Below are 16,619 nucleotides of genomic sequence, written 5' to 3'. Positions count from 1 at the left end.
CTACTCCATTATGGGTAGTGTATTTTCGTTTGTATTATTTTTATAATGAGTGGGAATGCACCCCACTCATTATCATTTCACTTTATTAAAACCAGCGCTCAGTTACAACTTTTTTGCGTGTATAAAATTGAACGCCATCCGTACCATTTGTACCAAGATCCCCAAAGAATGAAGCTTTGTTTCCTGCAAATGCGAAGAATGCCATTGGTGCTGGAACGTTTACGTTTACACCGATCATACCAGCATCGATGTTATCACGGAATGTTTGTGCATGCTTACCATTTGATGTATAAATAACCGCACCATTTGCAAATTTAGATTGATTTGTCAGTTTGATACCTTCTTCTAAATCTTTAACTCTTACAATACTTAATACCGGAGCGAAAATTTCATCTTGCCAAATTTTCATCTCTTGATTTACGCCATCGAAGATTGTTGCACCAACAAAGTAACCTTCTCCAACTTCTTCATTGATTTTACGGCCATCTACTAGTAAAGTTGCTCCATCTGCTACACCACTATTAATATAGCCTAAAACACGTTCTTTATGAGATTCACGGATTAATGGTCCAACATAATTATCTTCGTTGAAACCGTCACCTACTTTTAACTTCTTCGTTTCTGCTACTAATACATCAATGAATTCATCAGCAATTTCATCAACTACTGCTACTACTGAACATGCCATGCAGCGCTCTCCACTACTTGCAAACGCAGACCCAATTACACCTTGTACTGTTTTCTCAAGGTTGCAATCTGGCATAACAACCGCATGGTTTTTCGCACCTGCTAACGCTTGTACACGTTTACCATTTTTTGTACCAGTTTCATATACGTAGCGTGCCACTGGCTCAGAGCCAACAAACGAAACTGCTTGAATATCTTTATTTTCTAAAATACTATTTACAACATCTTTTCCGCCTTGTACTAAATTTAATACCCCTTTTGGAAAACCAGCTTCATAGAATAACTCTACAAGTCGCTCAGCTAAAAGTGGTGTTCTTTCAGATGTTTTTAATATGAATGTATTACCGCAAGCAATTGCAAGTGGGAACATCCATAACGGAATCATCATCGGGAAGTTAAACGGTGTAATACCAGCAACAACTCCGATTGGGTAGCGCCAAATCGATCCATCAATTCCACTAGCAATATTCGGAAGAGCTTGTCCCATCATTAAATTTGGTGCTGATGTTGCAAGTTCTACCGCTTCAATACCACGCTGTACTTCACCAGTTGCATCCGTTAGCGTTTTACCGTTTTCTAGCGTAATGATTTTTGCAAGCTCATCTTTATTTTCTTGTAACAGTTGTAGATATTTGTATAGTTGTCTTGAACGATTTGGAACTGGCACTTTAGACCATGTTTCGTATGCCGCTTTTGCCGCTTCAACAGCTTTTTCAACATCTTCTTTTGGAGAAAGTGGAACGTAAGCGATGATTTTTCCAGTTGCCGGATTCGGAACCGCTTCTACTTCAGTACCAGTAGATTCTACCCATTCGCCATTAATATGATTTTTCACGCGTTTAATTTCAGTTGTAATCATTATATTCTCTCCTTTTTTATCATGATTTTTATAAGTGCACTATTTTTGATTAGAAATTAATTGTTCGCTAACTTTCTTATATAAAGCAGCCATATCGTTTTCACCATATCCTGCCTCACTCGCTTCTTCATATACGTTTAATAGCATCTCACTTACTGGTAAGTGAAGTTCACTTTCTTTAGCTAAATCTACCGCAAATCCTAAATCTTTCTTTAATAAATTTACAGTAAAGCCCGGCTCATAATTTTCTGATGCAATAAAACTTTTATAATTACGCTCATAAATTCTACTTTGACCGTAACTTACATTTAAAATATCAAACATTTTATCTAAATCCATATTGTTCTTTTTCGCTAATGTTAAAGCTTCACTCACACCAGCTGTATAAAAACCAATTAATAGATTGTTAATTAATTTAACAGTTGTACCGCTATCAATCTGCTCACTAACATGGAAAACATTCGCTCCAAGTACTTCCATGACAGATTCAGTTTTTTCATATACTTCTTTCGATCCACCAACCATAAACGTTAATGTACGGTTTTCTGCACCAATTACCCCGCCACTAACAGGTGCTGCTAAAAAGTCTACTTTCTTTTCCTTCGCCGATTCCTCTAATTGTTTGTTTAATTGTGGAGATACTGTACTTGTATCAATTAAAGCTACATTCGAGTGGCTATTTTCAAATAATCCTTCTTCCCCAAAATATACCGCTTCCACAGCACGAGGTGAAGGTAAACTTGTAAAAATCACATCGCATGTCTCTGCTAGTTTTGAGATTGATAAGCCGATAATTCCTCCTTCTTTTTCAAAGGAAGCTTCAGCCTCTTTATTCAAGTCCACTCCATATACTGTGTAGCCCGATTTGACTAAATTTTTAGACATTGGAAGACCCATGTTACCTAAACCGATAAAACCAATCTTTTTCATATCGCTTTCCTCCTATTTACACAATATATTTCCCGCGATTTATAATAACTTTCGCAATGTCTCTCTTTTTCGTAAATAAGTTCGAGTATAAAGGCACTAATAATTGACGGATTTCAGCTAATATTTCTTGTCTATTTTGTTCTTCTGTGACAGCTGCTGAAAGAATGGAAATCGAAGCTTCTTCTACTTTACGATATCCTTCTTCACAAATAACATCTGTTATCATTTGCTTCGTACGCTCTTTTTCCTCACCATTTTTACTAACTGCTTTCCTCGTACGTAAAAATGCTGATTCCATGACGTACACGTCCGTCAACATATTTGATAGTACACGTGAATATTCTTGCTCCTGATCAATTTTTAAGTCCGGAGTTTTAGAGAGCGTTTTCAAAGATTGTTTCAACAATTTTTTCGATAATAAAATGTAACAATGGTTTCTTTCTACATTTGATATATCACTTTCTACTACATGATCTTCAATTTGCTCAAATTGTTTCATTAACATTTTAGCAACTGTTAATCTATTAATTTCGTTCGTTCCTTCAAAAATACGGCTAATTCTAGCATCACGATATAAACGTTCTACTTCGTATTCTTGCATATAACCGTATCCACCATGAATTTGTACAGCCTCATCTACAATATTGCCAAGTGTTTCAGAAGCATTTACTTTATTAAGTGCACATTCAATTGCAAATTGGGACATTTTTTTCATAAGATCTTCATCACTCTCATGAATTGCTTCATCAATTACACCCGCTGTACGGTAAGCTGCACTTTCTGCTCCATATGTAGAAATAATCATATTTGCAATTTTCTCTTGAATCATCGTAAAATCTACTAATTCTGTTTGGAACTGCTTTCGTTCCTTTCCATATTGAACTGACAAACCAATTGCTTGTTTTGCTGTTCCAATATTTCCAAAAGCAAGTTTTAGTCTCGCGAAGTTAAGAATATTAAGAGCTACGTGATGCCCTTTCCCAACTTCCCCTAAAACATTTTCAGCGGGGATGACAACATCTTCTAAAATAAGCGTCGCTGTTGAAGAACCTTTAATCCCCATCTTCTTTTCTTCTAATCCTATTGATACACCTTCACATGTTCTTTCGACAATAAACGCTGTCATTCCTTTATTTGTCTTCGCAAAAACAACGTATACATCTGCCATATGAGCATTTGTAATCCACTGCTTCTCACCATTCAACTTCCAAGCAGTACCCTCTTCATTCAATACTGCACTCGTTTTTGCACTTAATGCATCAGAACCAGCATTTGGCTCAGTTAAAGCATAAGCCCCAATCCATTCTCCCGATGCGATTTTCGGTAAATATTTTTCTTTCTGTTCTTTCGTTCCGTAATATATGTAAGGCAATGTACCTACACCGGCGTGTATATTAAAAGAAACGCTAAATGCACCAGCGTAACCCATTTTCTCTGCTACAAGACCTGAGACAGCCTTTCCTAACTCGAATCCACCATAATCTTCTGGTACCTCAATGCCTAATAATCCAAGTTCCCCAGCTTTCTCAAATAATTGACGAGAAACTTTATAGTTATGTTGTTCAATATTCTCCATTTGTGGGACAATTTCTTGTTTAACGAATTGTTCTGTCGTTTTTGCAATTAAATCTTCATCCCCTGAAAAATCTTCTGGTGTAAAAAAAGTATTATTCACATCTTTATTGAGTGAAAAAAATTCATCCCATGGTAACTTCGTTTTCTCCATCTGAATCCCCCTATCATTTCGGCCTTCATTGCTTTTTGCATATGCTCGTCTACGATGAGTGGAATATCTTACTATTGAAAACAGAAGGCGATGATTTTTCACATCAAGCAGTTCGTGTTGCCAAAGATGTATTCTCATCGCCTAAGTCCTTCTACCTATTGATCTTCAGATAATACTGTTTTTGCAATTCCAGTATCTAAGTCTTCAAAGTCATGATATGAAATTGTTTCATATAACTCACTTCTCGTTTGCATATTAGAAAGTGCATCTTTTTGAGAACCTGTCTCTTTAATTAGCGTAAACACATTCTCATATGCTTTTGCAGCAACACGAAGTGAAGTTACAGGATAAATTACCATTTGGAAGCCCATATTCGCAAATTCCTCTGCACTATAATATGGTGTTTTCCCGAACTCAGTCATATTTGCTAGTAAAGGTGCATTCACTTTGCTAGTAAATAAACGGAATTCTTCTTCCGATTGAAGCGCTTCTGGGAATATTGCATCTGCCCCTGCTTTTACATATGCGTTCGCTCTTTCAATCGCTGCATCTAATCCTTCCACGCCGCGAGCATCTGTGCGTGCTACAATATATAAACTTGGCTCAACTTCTTTAATCGCTTTAATTTTTTGAACTAATTCTTCTGTAGTAACAAGTTTCTTACCATTTAAATGTCCACATTTCTTTGGTAATTGTTGATCTTCAATCTGAACAGCCGCAACTTTCGCTTCCACCATTTCTACAGCTGTTCTCGCTACGTTTAGTACTCCACCAAATCCTGTATCAATGTCAACAAGAACTGGTAAATCTGTAGCTCTTACTAGATCCCTTGCTCTCTCTGCTACTTCAGTAGACGTCACGATTCCTAAATCTGGTAGCCCTTTACTTGCAGTATAAGCAGCTCCCGATAAATAAAGAGCTGAAAAACCTGTATTTTTCGCAACAAGAGCCGCCATTGCATCATGAGCACCTGGAATTTGTAAAATTTCATTTGCTTCCACTAAAGCTCGGAAGCGATTCGCAAGCTCCTCTTGTGTTGACTGTTTATTCACAACCCAAGCCATTCTAAATTCCCCCTATTATTAAATTAAGAATAGATCTACAAATTCGTTTACATTCATATTTTCTAGTTTTTCTTCATTTAGACAAACTTCATGAATTTTTTCTTGTTGCTTACTAGAATAATGACCTGCCATATTTGCAGTGAATTTTTGAACAACTTTTGGAATCGCTTCGTCTCTACGGAAACGGTGGCCAAGTGGGTATTCACATTCCACATTTTCTGTTACAGTACCATCTTTAAAATGAACTTGAACAGCGTTGGCGATTGAGCGCTTGTTCGGATCAAGGTAATCTAAACTGTACTGTTTGTTTTCAACAACAACCATCTTATTACGTAATTCATCTACACGTGGATCATTCGCTGCTACATCCTCATAATCATCCGCAACGATATCTCCTTTTAATAAACCAATTGCCGTAATGTATTGTAAGCAATGATCGCGATCAGCTGGGTTATTTAATGGTCCCTCTTTATCGATAATACGAATTGCTGATTCATGAGTTGTAATTGTAATACGATCAATTTCTTCTAATCTTTCTTTAATTTCAGGATATAATTTCACAGCACATTCTGCAGCTGTTTGTGCATGGAACTCTGCTGGGAATGACACTTTGAATAATACATTTTCCATTACATAAGATTCTAGTGGTCTTGCTAATTTTAATTCCTGCTTATTAAATAATACATCTTGGAATCCCCATCCTGGCGCAGATAATGCTGTTGGGTAACCCATTTCACCTTTTAAAGCAGTCATTGCAAGATGAACACCGCGGCTCGTCGCATCTCCTGCTGCCCATGATTTACGTGAACCAGTATTTGGAGCATGACGATATGTACGAAGACTAGAATTATCAATCCACGCATGTGATAATGCATTAAAGATTTCTTCACGCGTTCCGCCAAGCATTTTCGCAACTACCGCAGTTGTTGCTACTTTTACGTATAATACATGGTCAAGACCAACACGGTTTAAGCTGTTTTCTAAAGCAAGTACACCTTGAATTTCATGTGCTTTAATCATCATTTCTAGCACTTCACGTACTTTTAATGGTTCTTTTCCTTCTGAAATACGAACACGGCTAATATAATCTGCTACTGCTAAAATTCCGCCTAAGTTATCAGATGGATGTCCCCATTCTGCGGCAAGCCAAGTATCGTTATAGTCTAACCAACGGATCATACATCCGATATTAAATGCGCCTTTTACTGGATCAAGTACATATGACGTACCTGGTACGCGTGTACCATTTGGCACGATTGTTCCTGGTACAACTGGTCCTAATAATTTTGTACACTCTGGATATTGTAGCGCTAAAATTCCGCATCCAAGTGTATCAAGTAATACGTAGCGAGCAGTGCTGAATGCTTCTGCACTTGTAACCTCTTTATTTAATACATAATCCGTAATTTCTTCTAATAATGCATCTTTTTGTTTAATTTCATTTGTTTTAATCATACTATTCTTCCCTTTCTGTCGAAAATTCGTTATTATTAATGATGGGTGTCGGTCAAACACCCATCTGGCGGGCGGCGCTAACAACTCCCCAGTTGTTTTTATTTACTAAATGCATGTCGCTCGCCAATATAATTTACACGTGGACGGAACAAACGATTGTTCGCATGTTGCTCAATTACGTGTGCACATAACCCTACTGTTCTAGAACTAAAGAAGATTGGTGTGTAAAGTTGAATTGGAATACCAAGCATCCAATATACTGGAGCAGCATAGTAATCAAGATTCGGATAAATGCCTTTTTCCTTCTCCATAATCTTCTCTCCAGCTTCACACATTTCATATAGTGTATAATCGCCTTTTACATCACAAAGCTGTTTTAAAGCTTCCTTCATCATAAGTGCTCTTGGATCTATCTTCTTCATATATACGCGATGTCCAAAGCCCATGATTTTTTCTTTGTTATAAAGTTTCTTCTGTAATAGTTCTTCAAATTTCTCAACATTGCCAGCTTCTAAAAGCATGTACATAACCGCTTCATTTGCACCACCATGTAAACTTCCTTTTAAAGATGCAACTGCACCTGTTAGAGCGCCGTATAAATCCGATTGTGTTGATGCAATTACGCGAGCTGTAAATGTAGAGTTTGGCATTTCATGTTCACTATATAAAACAAGGGAACGATCAAAGATCTTTTCCTCAAGTTCAGTTGGTTTTTTACCAGTTAACATATAGAAGAAATTCGCACTATATGACAATTCTTGAAGGGGCTGAATTGGCTCCTCGTTATTTAAAATATGATAGCTATTCGCTACGATATTTGGCACTTTACTTAAAAGCTTGTATCCTCGACTTTTATTCACTTCTAACGAGCGGTTTTCGATATCACTATCGTAACCAGCTAATGCAGACACACCTGTACGTAACCCGTCCATAGGATGCGTTTCTTTAGGCAATGCCTTTAGCACATTAAATACACCTTCTGGCACTGCATATTCTTCTTTTAATTTCTTTTCAATTGTTTCTTTTTCATCCTCATTCGGTAGCTGTTCTTCTAATAAAAGATGCACAATGTCTAAATACTCTTTTGTTTTTGAGAGTTCGATTAAATCATACCCTTGAATTACAATTTCACCTTTTACTGTGTCAAGAAACGAAATTTTCGTCTCCGCTGCTACAACACCATCTAATCCCGGGGAAAATTTTTCTTCAGCTTTCATCATTATTTCCTCCAATCCTAATAGATCTTCGTGCACATAACTGTAAGCCTTTACAATACTGTGAAACTACATTTCTATTTCAATGTATCAGAGTTTTTAGAAGATTTCAATTTATTTTATAATGATAAGTTTCCTATACTTTTACCGATGTAATAATACAATTTTTCAAAAATAACTTTCATCTTTTATAAAGAAAGGACAGACATCCTTTTACAATTGTTAAAAACGAAATATAACAATTATCCATATAATCCCACTAAATACACCTTTAATCTCTTTTTCTTTAACAAATATAAAAAAACGAGCTGCATTCATGCACAGCTCGTTTTTTTATAATATTTATTTTATATTCCCATAAATATAATTCTTATATAAAATTTATTTACTTTTAATAAAATTATTATTTTACATAATTAAATTAAATTTCTTCCGTTCCTTTACGATAGCTTACAACTAAATCATAGTTTTGAAAGTACCAAAGACTATCAAAATCTATAAAAATACAATACCGTCTTTCTCAACTGACACTATTTCCCGAAATGGTTTCTCAGAAACAATTCCTAAAGAATATCCTGGATGAATTGCGCTATTTCCTCCGTACCTTACAATAAAGTGAAACTTTAATCAGTCGGGGGGTTTTCATCCCCCACTGATTATTAGCCCTCACCAATCGGGCGTTTACGGGCAGCGGGGCTCCTACCTAACTTCTTTGCTCCAGCCGAATTTTGAGGTGGGAGTCTTTCTGCCCACAAATAGCGGGATAAATCAAATCGATTCATCATACCTTATACGCAATTCTTCCTTAAACCATCGTAGAGCATCATGTTCAATTGAAATTTTCATCTTTTCTCTTCCTGTTTACGCAAAATCTTTTTTACCTAATCGTTGTTTTACAAAAACAACGAAAAGAATTAAAGCTATTAATCCAGAAATTGCACTACCAGCAAATAAAATACGGTAACCAAACATTTGTGAAACAACTCCAAGTAAAATCGCACCTAATCCAATACCTAAATCAAATGCGGTAAAGAATGAAGCGTTAGCAACTCCTCTTTTACTAGGATCAACAATTGTAAGCATCGCTGCTTGTAAAGCGGGCTGTGCTGAACCGAATCCGACACCGTATAATACCGCTGCGATAATTATACCCATTAAACTATTTGAAATAGTTAATACAACTATAGCTAAAATGGTAATACATAGTGCCGGGAGTATGATAAATACTTCCCCGTACTTATCTAATAGTTTTCCTGAAATCGGACGTACAATTGTTAAAGCAATTGCATATACAAGAAAGAACGTCCCAGGATTCACATCAATTGATGACGCAAACAACGGTAAAAATGTTGTTATGCCTCCGTATGCAAACGATAAAAAGAAAATGACAATTGTAATTGATAAAACAGATTTTTCAAATAGCTGAATTTTCCCTTTTTCTTTTTGTGGCGTGAATGGCATTTTCGTTATTAACGATAATACGACTGCCATAAAGGATAAAAGAGTTGCTAACAAGAATAGACCATGAAATGAATAATTTTGTACAACCCATAATCCAATCATCGGGCCGATTGCCATTGCAATTGTCATCGCCATCCCATACCAGCCCATTCCTTCTCCGCGACGTGAATCTGGAATAATATCAGTTATAGCTGTTCCAACTGCTGTTGTAGAAACGGCCCATGTCACTCCGTGAATAACGCGTAAAACAGATAAAAGGACAATAGTCGATGCTAAATTATACGAATACATCGTTATCCCAAAAAATATGAGTCCGAAAATAATAAAAGATCTTCTACCATATTGATCTAACATTCCTCCAATAATCGGTCGTATTACAACTGCCGCTATTGTAAACATTCCCATCATCAGTCCAACTTGTGATTCATTTCCACCAATCTCTTTAATAAAGAGCGGTAGCGTTGGAACTAGTAAATAAAACCCTGTAAATAAAAATAACATCGCGATAGTCATTTGAATAAATGATTTCGTCCATAATCGTTCCATTAAAGTTCCTCCATAAACACGTAAAATATTGCAATCAACACATCAATTGTATATGTTTCATATTCCTTTTCCCTCCGCTATTAGACGTATCTTTTCGTAATAAATGGTCCACCATCAATTCACATTGGTCTTACGACTTTGTACGTATGTTTCAACCGAAAGTCCTATCTATATGTATCTTTATACGTATTAAAAGAATATACTACTTTATCATTGTAACTTAGGAGTGATCGTCTTCATGTGGGTATCACCAAGAATAACTGCCGTTGTCCCATCAGTTCCCTCAATACATGTTCCTGCCGTTCATACAGCTAGTTCTGATGTTGGTATCGAACTTCCTGCCGCTTGGCAACAATATCAATCGACTGACCAAGTCACCCCTTCATTTTGGCATCATGGTACACATCCTAGTAGCGCTACTTTTTATAGCCCTAGTTATCCAATACCTCCAACTCAAATTTTTTATCATTTCCCGTCAATTTACTTTCAAAATTTCTATGGTACTTTTAACATTTAAAAATAATATTACTCTTTATAATACAAAAAGCACCAAAGAAACCGTTTTTCCCGGTACCCTTGGTGCTTTTTAAATGCATTATTTATTGTCCATTATTGGAAGGAGCCTCTCCTGTGTTCCCACCAGTAGTTGGTGGCGTTGAATCCCCTTGACCACCTCCTGTAGTTGGTGGTGTTGGAGTTCCTTGGCCACCTCCTGTAGTTGGTGGTGTTGGAGTTCCTTGACCACCTCCTGTAGTTGGTGGTGTTGGAGTTCCTTGACCACCTCCAGTGGTTGGTGGATTTGGAGTTCCTTGGCCACCTCCTGTAGTTGGTGGTGTTGGAGTTCCTTGACCATTTCCATTGTTCGGTGGATTTGGAGTTCCTTGACCATTTCCATTGTTTTGTTCATTTTGCTTATTCTGTTCATCTTGTTTCTTTTGCTCTTCTTGTTTCTTAAGTTCATCTTGTTTCTTTTGCTCTTCTTGTTTCTTTTGCTCTTCCTGTTTCTTTAATTCTTCTTGCTTTTTCTCTTCTTCAGTTTTTTGCTGTTGGTCTTGTTTTGGTTGCTCAGTTGTATTAGGTACGCTCGTATTTGGAGATGAATCACGTTTTTCACCTTTTATACGTAACTCACTACCTTCTTGAATAACACTACTTGGCATTTTAAAGCGTGATTTATCTGTAGCCATCTCGCTCATCATTTCTTTAAAGATCAACTGTGCAATTTTCGTATTTTTACTACTAATATACTCGTCTTTACCATCTTTCATATATCCAGTCCATACTGCCATCGTATATTGCGGTGTATATCCTGCAAACCAACTATCACGAGTTGCACTTTCTGGTAGTTTATATTGCGCTATTTGTTTTGAAGAATAGTTTGTTGTACCTGTTTTACCTGCTAAATCTAAAGAACCTATATTAGCGGCAGTACCTGTTCCAGATGAAACAACAGAACGCATCATATCAGTAATCATATATGCTGTAGAATCGGCCATAACTTGTTTTGGTTTTTGTCCAAAACTTTGTGACTTGCCGTCTGGATAAACTACTTTCTTAACAAAATGTGGTTTCGTATACTTACCATCATTACCAAATGCCGCATAAGCACCTGCAATTTCAGTTGGTGACACTTCATTTGTACCAATAGCTGTTGATTCAGTCGGTGCTACATTAAATGTAATACCTAATTTCTCTGAGAATTCTTTTGATTTACTAATCCCTACTTCTTTCGCTGTTTTAATAGCCGGGATGTTACGTGACATTTTTAATGCATCACGCATTGTAACTGGTCCTAAATGACTTCTGTCTGCATTTCTAACTTCTTGACCATCTGAGTACTTAAACGGAGAGTCATCAATTTGATGATAAGTAGCCCATTTTAAATATTCAATAGCTGGAGCGTAATCAAAGATTGGCTTCATTGTCGAGCCAGCTGCACGATCTAATTCAATCGCCATATTATGTCCTTTAAATACTGCTTTATTTTCGCCGCGTCCACTACCTATAGCGCGAACTTCCCCTGTTTTTGTATCCATAAATGTGAAAGCACCTTGGAAATTATCATTTGGATAATCAATAATATTTGTATTTAAAATATTATCAGCCAATTTCTGTGCTTTCGGATCCAATGTTGTATAAATTTCTAAACCGTCAGAACCAATATTAGCATCTGGTAGTTCTTTTTCTACTTCTTTCACAACCGCATCCATAAATGCAGGATATGGCATTGTTTGTAGTTCTGTTGCAGGCTTAAGACCCTTTGTTACGTCAACTTTTGATGCTTCTTCCATTTCTTGTTTTGTTATATAGCCATGTCGATTCATTAACCCTAGTACAGTATTTCTTCTTTCTGTTGCCCTTTGAACATTTTCTTTTTTCGTTGGATCATAGTTATTCGGCGCTTTCGGTAAACCGGCAAGCATCGCAACTTCTGGTAAAGTTAAATCTTTTAATTCCTTACCGTAGTAGTTTTGTGCTGCTGTTGCGATTCCATATGAACGGTTACCTAAATTAATTTTATTTAAATACATCTCTAATATTTCATGTTTTGAATACTGTTGTTCTAGCTTATACGCTAAATATATTTCCTGAACTTTACGCTTTGACGTTTTTTCCATCGATAAGAAGTAGTTTTTAATAACTTGCTGCGTTATCGTACTTCCACCTTGAGAGCCATAATCTCCTTTAAGACTAACTAAAACTGCACGTGTAGTCCCTTTGAAGTCTACTCCGCTATGCTCATAAAAACGTGCATCTTCTGTTGCTAAAAATGCATTTTCTACCAATTTAGGAATTTGATCATACGTAACATTCGTCCGCTTTTCTTTCCCATATTCATATACCAAATTCCCGTCTTTATCATAAATTTTTGAGGATAACGGATTAACAAGTTTTGTTTTCTCAAGTTTCGGCGCGTCCTTTATCATAACGAAAAAGGTAGCCACCCCTGCCACTAAACCTACAATACCAAGTAGTAAACAACTAATTAAAAATTTACGAAAAAACGATGTTTTACCTTTTGGTTTTGTTTTTTTAGAAGCTGGCTGTTTTTTCTTTTGAACTTGTCTTCGCTCCTCTCGAGAACGATAATTTTCTGACATGTTACTTTCTCCTGCCTTTCAATTCTCCCGTTGATTTACTTAAAAATATTGAGGTCACTTTCACAAATACATTTAGTCAAGAAAGTATATTGACCTGGAGCATTCAATATTTTCCCAATTCACAGATTATAAATTTTAGAATAATTCTTATACAAACTATTTTCACTTCTATTTTTTCTAATAATGCTGCCCCTTAAAGCATAGAATGTAAGAAGTGAATTTTTAATACCTCGTATAAATAATATACCTTTTTTTCAAATGGTCAATATTTTCTTATTTATAAATCAAAGGTGAAATAAAAATAGCACAACGATATGTACTTCGTGTGAACTTCCTTATAATTACGTATAAAGAACATTTGATATATCGCATATAAATATAATACCTCTTTAATTATTAGGATTTCAACACAACAATCCCCTTATCTACAAGAAACCATCTAAAATAAAAAGTAAGGAGTTGCGTAATGATGAAGCTATCTCCCGTTATCTCAAAAAATATAGTTGCTGTTGGCTATAATCCTTTTTCTATGATTTTACGTATTCAACTAAAGAATGGTTTGTATGATTTCTTTAACGTGCCAGAAAGCATTTACACCGGTTTATTAAACGCACACTCTAAAAGTTATTATCATAATACTTATATTAAAAATTCTTACCGCTATACTAAAATTTAAACTTGATTGGCATACAAAAAAGAAAGGCGAATCAAATCCCCTTTCTTTTTTGTATGTTTCCACTCGCAATTTACCTTCTATTTCTTTTATTAATTTCATCGTACGCCTGAACTTGTCTTTTAAGTCGCCTGTCGGCTTTTTTATCATGTACGACAAGAACTGCGTGTATCGCTCCTGGAACCCAAAAAATTAAGGTTAAAATGAAATTAATAATCGCTTGAAACGGCTTTCCGCAAAATAAAACAGCTACCGGCGGAAGTAGAATTGCTAATAAGTACATCATGTCTGAAAAACTCCTTACTGTTTATTTTTCAATTCTTACCCATCCATCTCCTACACTATCAAACCTATGAAATCATGTTATTTCTAAAAGCGTATGTAAGAACTCATCATTACAAAAATCACATATAATAGTATAACTAAATGAGGAGCCTCTCACTAACGTTAACAAGCTATTTTCACCTGTTCGTTTATATGTATATTCTACACCTATATGAAACAGCCTACAAAAAGAATTATCACATCAATCTTGTCCTATTTCTAAAATTGAAATACTCCAAACTTCATTTAAATGAGTATTTCATTGCCTTTTCTTAGATTCCAATCGTTGTTCCTCTACTATTTCAGTTAATCCAATTGCTGAAATTACAGTACCTATTGCCTGTATCCAAATACCTATTAGCCCTATTATACGTTGATTTTCTTTATCTATATTACTGTCTTCATTTCCCTTTTCTTCTTTTGATATATTGTGAATACCTTCATATGCTTGTAATCCTGCACCTAAACTTTGCATTGAATTCCCTAATACAATAATCCACTGTATTCCACTTATCTCATTCAATGCTACTTCTACTCCTAAAAAAGCTCCAATTGATTGCAAACTATTTCCAGTAATTATAAGGAAATCATTTTCTTTTATTTGTTCATTTAGATTAAAATACGTTCCTATTACATTAGAAATATTACCTAAAGCTAATAACTCAATCCCCGTTTTCGCTAGCGCTTTATTTTTATTATCTATAGTTACATCTTGCTTCTCACATTTATCTTCATCTTTCACATCAATAGTTGCTATAATTTGTAATATATATCCTAGGGCTTGTAATGAACTCCCTACAATAACAAGATCCGACTCAATCTTTTCTTCTCCTGCAAACCCTCTAGTTGTTCCAATAGCTGCTATAAGATTTCCTCCTACTTGAAACCATGCCCCTGTCAATTCTAAATCGCGTAGGTTCATTTCCCATCACCTATATTAAAATTTTCTAGTACATTCGAAATAAACAAATATCACCTTTAATTCATTATTTTATTTTTCATATGTAATTTTGTGCATCACATAATGTACTAATAATAAAAAAGAGCACCTTTCAGGCGCTCTTTTTGACAAGGAGTTTCTCGATGAATGTATAATTTGCAAATGCTTCCTACATACTTCAATATATGCTTGTCCTTCAAATCTGTGAATATAACATTTAATACCTATCTGCAGATTAAATGCATACCGGACATGTCAATGAATCTCCGTTTTTATCTATTGATATATTTAATATATAATGAATTGCTTTATGTGACCACATTTCAGGTGTAGGAGATTCTTTTACATATTGAGGTGCACATAAATGAAGCATTGGAGTGCTAATACTTCCACCTGGATCTAAAGCAACTACGGCCATGCCATTTGGCAGTTCCATTGCCATAGACTGCGTGATACCTTCAATAGCAAACTTCGAAGCACAATATGGCGCAAGTTCAGCCTCGCCTTCTCTTCCCCAACTAGAGCTCATATTAATAATAATTCCTTCTTTCCTAGCTATCATCGCCGGGACGAACGCCCTAATAACATTTACTACCCCGTTCACATTTACACTCATTACACTTTCAAATTCTTGAGCGGTAACTTTCCATAGCGGTGCATTTTGATTAACAATCGATGCATTATTTATTAACATATCGGGAGCCCTATACCTATTAAGAATACGACTTGCCCATTCACTAACTTGGTGATGATTTGAAACATCAATTATTTGAAAATCATGTGAAGCACCGTAATATTTATTAAGCTCTTCAATTTTATTTTTTGAGCGTCCACACCCTGCTATTTTCCATCCCAATTCATGAAACCTATCAACCATTGCACGTCCTAACCCTTGCGTTACTCCAGTAATAATTACAAGTTTCCCAATGTCGTTTCGCTCCAACTGCATCCCCTCCTTTCAATTAATATTACTCTTTTTATTCTTATTCAACTTCTCACTTAAGTATCAATTCATTTCATACTTTAGAAGTATTTTTGATATTACATATTAACAAACAAAAAGAGTAACCATAATAGTTACTCTTTTGTTTGTATCGTTATTATTTTTAAATTGTACCTTTTCTCTCCTACATTTCTCTCATCGATAAATATAGGCTACATCTTAATGAAAGTATATTTATGTTTACGGTTCGATTTATCCAAATACTTTTCAATCCACTTTTTCAACTTAACAGAGCCCACCTCTATCAATAAATTTCCACCTAGTCTTATAACATACTTTTATTTAAATTCTCAATCTCATTTTGCAACTTTTTAAATTGCTCAAAATGCATTGTTATAGATTGAATACTATTCCTTTCAACATTTTGCTTCACTAATAAAACGCCTGTATCGTGAAAAATCGCTTCAAGTTCTTTCCTTATAGATACTTTCATAATATATGCGGTTTTAATTGCCGATAAAATTGCTATTTCATTAAACTTTAATTTTATTTCATTAGGACAAAATGCTTTTTCGATCAAAGTAACATCATTACTATAAATAAAAGCAACAAGTTTACTTGATTCTGCATCTGTTAAATCCACTGTTTTTATAACATTATCCATTACATTTTGCCTCCTTTAATTCCGTATATATT

Annotated in this window: 14 protein-coding genes and 1 pseudogene; 2 read left to right on the top strand and 13 right to left on the bottom strand. The window is 35.4% G+C overall.

The window, feature by feature from the left end; genetic code table 11:
* Window positions 1-85: 85 nt before the first annotated feature.
* From EXW56_RS11250 to EXW56_RS11215, 8 genes and pseudogenes are all read right to left on the bottom strand, one after another.
* Complete coding sequence (locus EXW56_RS11250; RefSeq protein WP_215597475.1) at window positions 86-1,546, bottom strand: CoA-acylating methylmalonate-semialdehyde dehydrogenase; 1,461 nt, start codon at window positions 1,544-1,546, stop codon at window positions 86-88.
* Window positions 1,547-1,585: 39 nt separating this feature from the next.
* Complete coding sequence (locus EXW56_RS11245) at window positions 1,586-2,476, bottom strand: NAD(P)-dependent oxidoreductase (RefSeq protein WP_002157931.1); 891 nt, start codon at window positions 2,474-2,476, stop codon at window positions 1,586-1,588.
* Window positions 2,477-2,492: 16 nt separating this feature from the next.
* Window positions 2,493-4,202: an acyl-CoA dehydrogenase family protein gene (locus EXW56_RS11240; protein WP_215558435.1), complete on the bottom strand. Its 1,710-nt coding sequence runs from the start codon at window positions 4,200-4,202 to the stop codon at window positions 2,493-2,495.
* 155 nt (window positions 4,203-4,357) lie between these two features.
* On the bottom strand, window positions 4,358-5,266 hold the full coding sequence (gene prpB, locus EXW56_RS11235) for a methylisocitrate lyase (RefSeq protein ID WP_002157933.1): 909 nt from the start codon (window positions 5,264-5,266) through the stop codon (window positions 4,358-4,360).
* Window positions 5,267-5,284: 18 nt separating this feature from the next.
* Complete coding sequence (gene prpD / locus EXW56_RS11230) at window positions 5,285-6,721, bottom strand: 2-methylcitrate dehydratase (RefSeq protein WP_002157934.1); 1,437 nt, start codon at window positions 6,719-6,721, stop codon at window positions 5,285-5,287.
* Window positions 6,722-6,819: 98 nt separating this feature from the next.
* A complete protein-coding gene (gene mmgD, locus EXW56_RS11225) occupies window positions 6,820-7,941 on the bottom strand; it encodes a citrate synthase (protein WP_002157935.1) in 1,122 nt (373 codons plus the stop codon).
* Window positions 7,942-8,356: 415 nt separating this feature from the next.
* Window positions 8,357-8,550, bottom strand: a pseudogene (locus tag EXW56_RS11220) (HesB/YadR/YfhF family protein); the annotation flags it as partial.
* Between the two features lie 246 nt (window positions 8,551-8,796).
* Complete coding sequence (locus EXW56_RS11215) at window positions 8,797-9,942, bottom strand: MFS transporter (RefSeq protein ID WP_002200582.1); 1,146 nt, start codon at window positions 9,940-9,942, stop codon at window positions 8,797-8,799.
* Between the two features lie 238 nt (window positions 9,943-10,180).
* On the opposite strand from EXW56_RS11215, the gene EXW56_RS11210 reads away from it, so the two are divergent.
* A complete protein-coding gene (locus tag EXW56_RS11210; RefSeq protein ID WP_098988114.1) occupies window positions 10,181-10,459 on the top strand; it encodes a hypothetical protein in 279 nt (92 codons plus the stop codon).
* 82 nt (window positions 10,460-10,541) lie between these two features.
* On the opposite strand, the gene EXW56_RS11205 is transcribed toward EXW56_RS11210, so the two are convergent.
* The gene (locus tag EXW56_RS11205; protein WP_098988113.1) at window positions 10,542-13,043 is read right to left on the bottom strand and encodes a transglycosylase domain-containing protein; all 2,502 of its coding nucleotides are present in this window, start codon (window positions 13,041-13,043) and stop codon (window positions 10,542-10,544) included.
* Window positions 13,044-13,509: 466 nt separating this feature from the next.
* Here EXW56_RS11205 and EXW56_RS11200 point away from each other — a divergent pair, with 466 nt between their 5' ends.
* A complete protein-coding gene (locus EXW56_RS11200) occupies window positions 13,510-13,719 on the top strand; it encodes a KTSC domain-containing protein (RefSeq protein WP_002200586.1) in 210 nt (69 codons plus the stop codon).
* Window positions 13,720-13,789: 70 nt separating this feature from the next.
* Here the strand turns inward: EXW56_RS11200 and EXW56_RS11195 are convergent, their stop codons facing one another.
* The 4 genes from EXW56_RS11195 to EXW56_RS11180 all read right to left on the bottom strand — a co-directional run bounded on the left by EXW56_RS11195 (window position 13,790) and on the right by EXW56_RS11180 (window position 16,587).
* Window positions 13,790-14,002: a YqaE/Pmp3 family membrane protein gene (locus EXW56_RS11195; protein WP_002065263.1), complete on the bottom strand. Its 213-nt coding sequence runs from the start codon at window positions 14,000-14,002 to the stop codon at window positions 13,790-13,792.
* Window positions 14,003-14,299: 297 nt separating this feature from the next.
* Window positions 14,300-14,962 carry a DUF6944 family repetitive protein gene (locus EXW56_RS11190; protein ID WP_002157943.1) on the bottom strand — a complete coding sequence of 221 codons (663 nt, stop codon included), beginning with the start codon at window positions 14,960-14,962 and terminating at the stop codon, window positions 14,300-14,302.
* A 253-nt stretch (window positions 14,963-15,215) separates the two neighbouring features.
* On the bottom strand, window positions 15,216-15,923 hold the full coding sequence (locus EXW56_RS11185) for an SDR family oxidoreductase (RefSeq protein ID WP_002200587.1): 708 nt from the start codon (window positions 15,921-15,923) through the stop codon (window positions 15,216-15,218).
* A 325-nt stretch (window positions 15,924-16,248) separates the two neighbouring features.
* Window positions 16,249-16,587 carry a hypothetical protein gene (locus EXW56_RS11180; RefSeq protein ID WP_215558433.1) on the bottom strand — a complete coding sequence of 113 codons (339 nt, stop codon included), beginning with the start codon at window positions 16,585-16,587 and terminating at the stop codon, window positions 16,249-16,251.
* Window positions 16,588-16,619 lie beyond the last annotated feature (32 nt).

Source organism: Bacillus mycoides, assembly GCF_018742245.1.
Lineage (GTDB): Bacteria > Bacillota > Bacilli > Bacillales > Bacillaceae_G > Bacillus_A > Bacillus_A cereus_U.
Note: the sequence above shows the minus strand (reverse complement) of the source record. Positions and strands in the feature narration are given on the sequence as shown.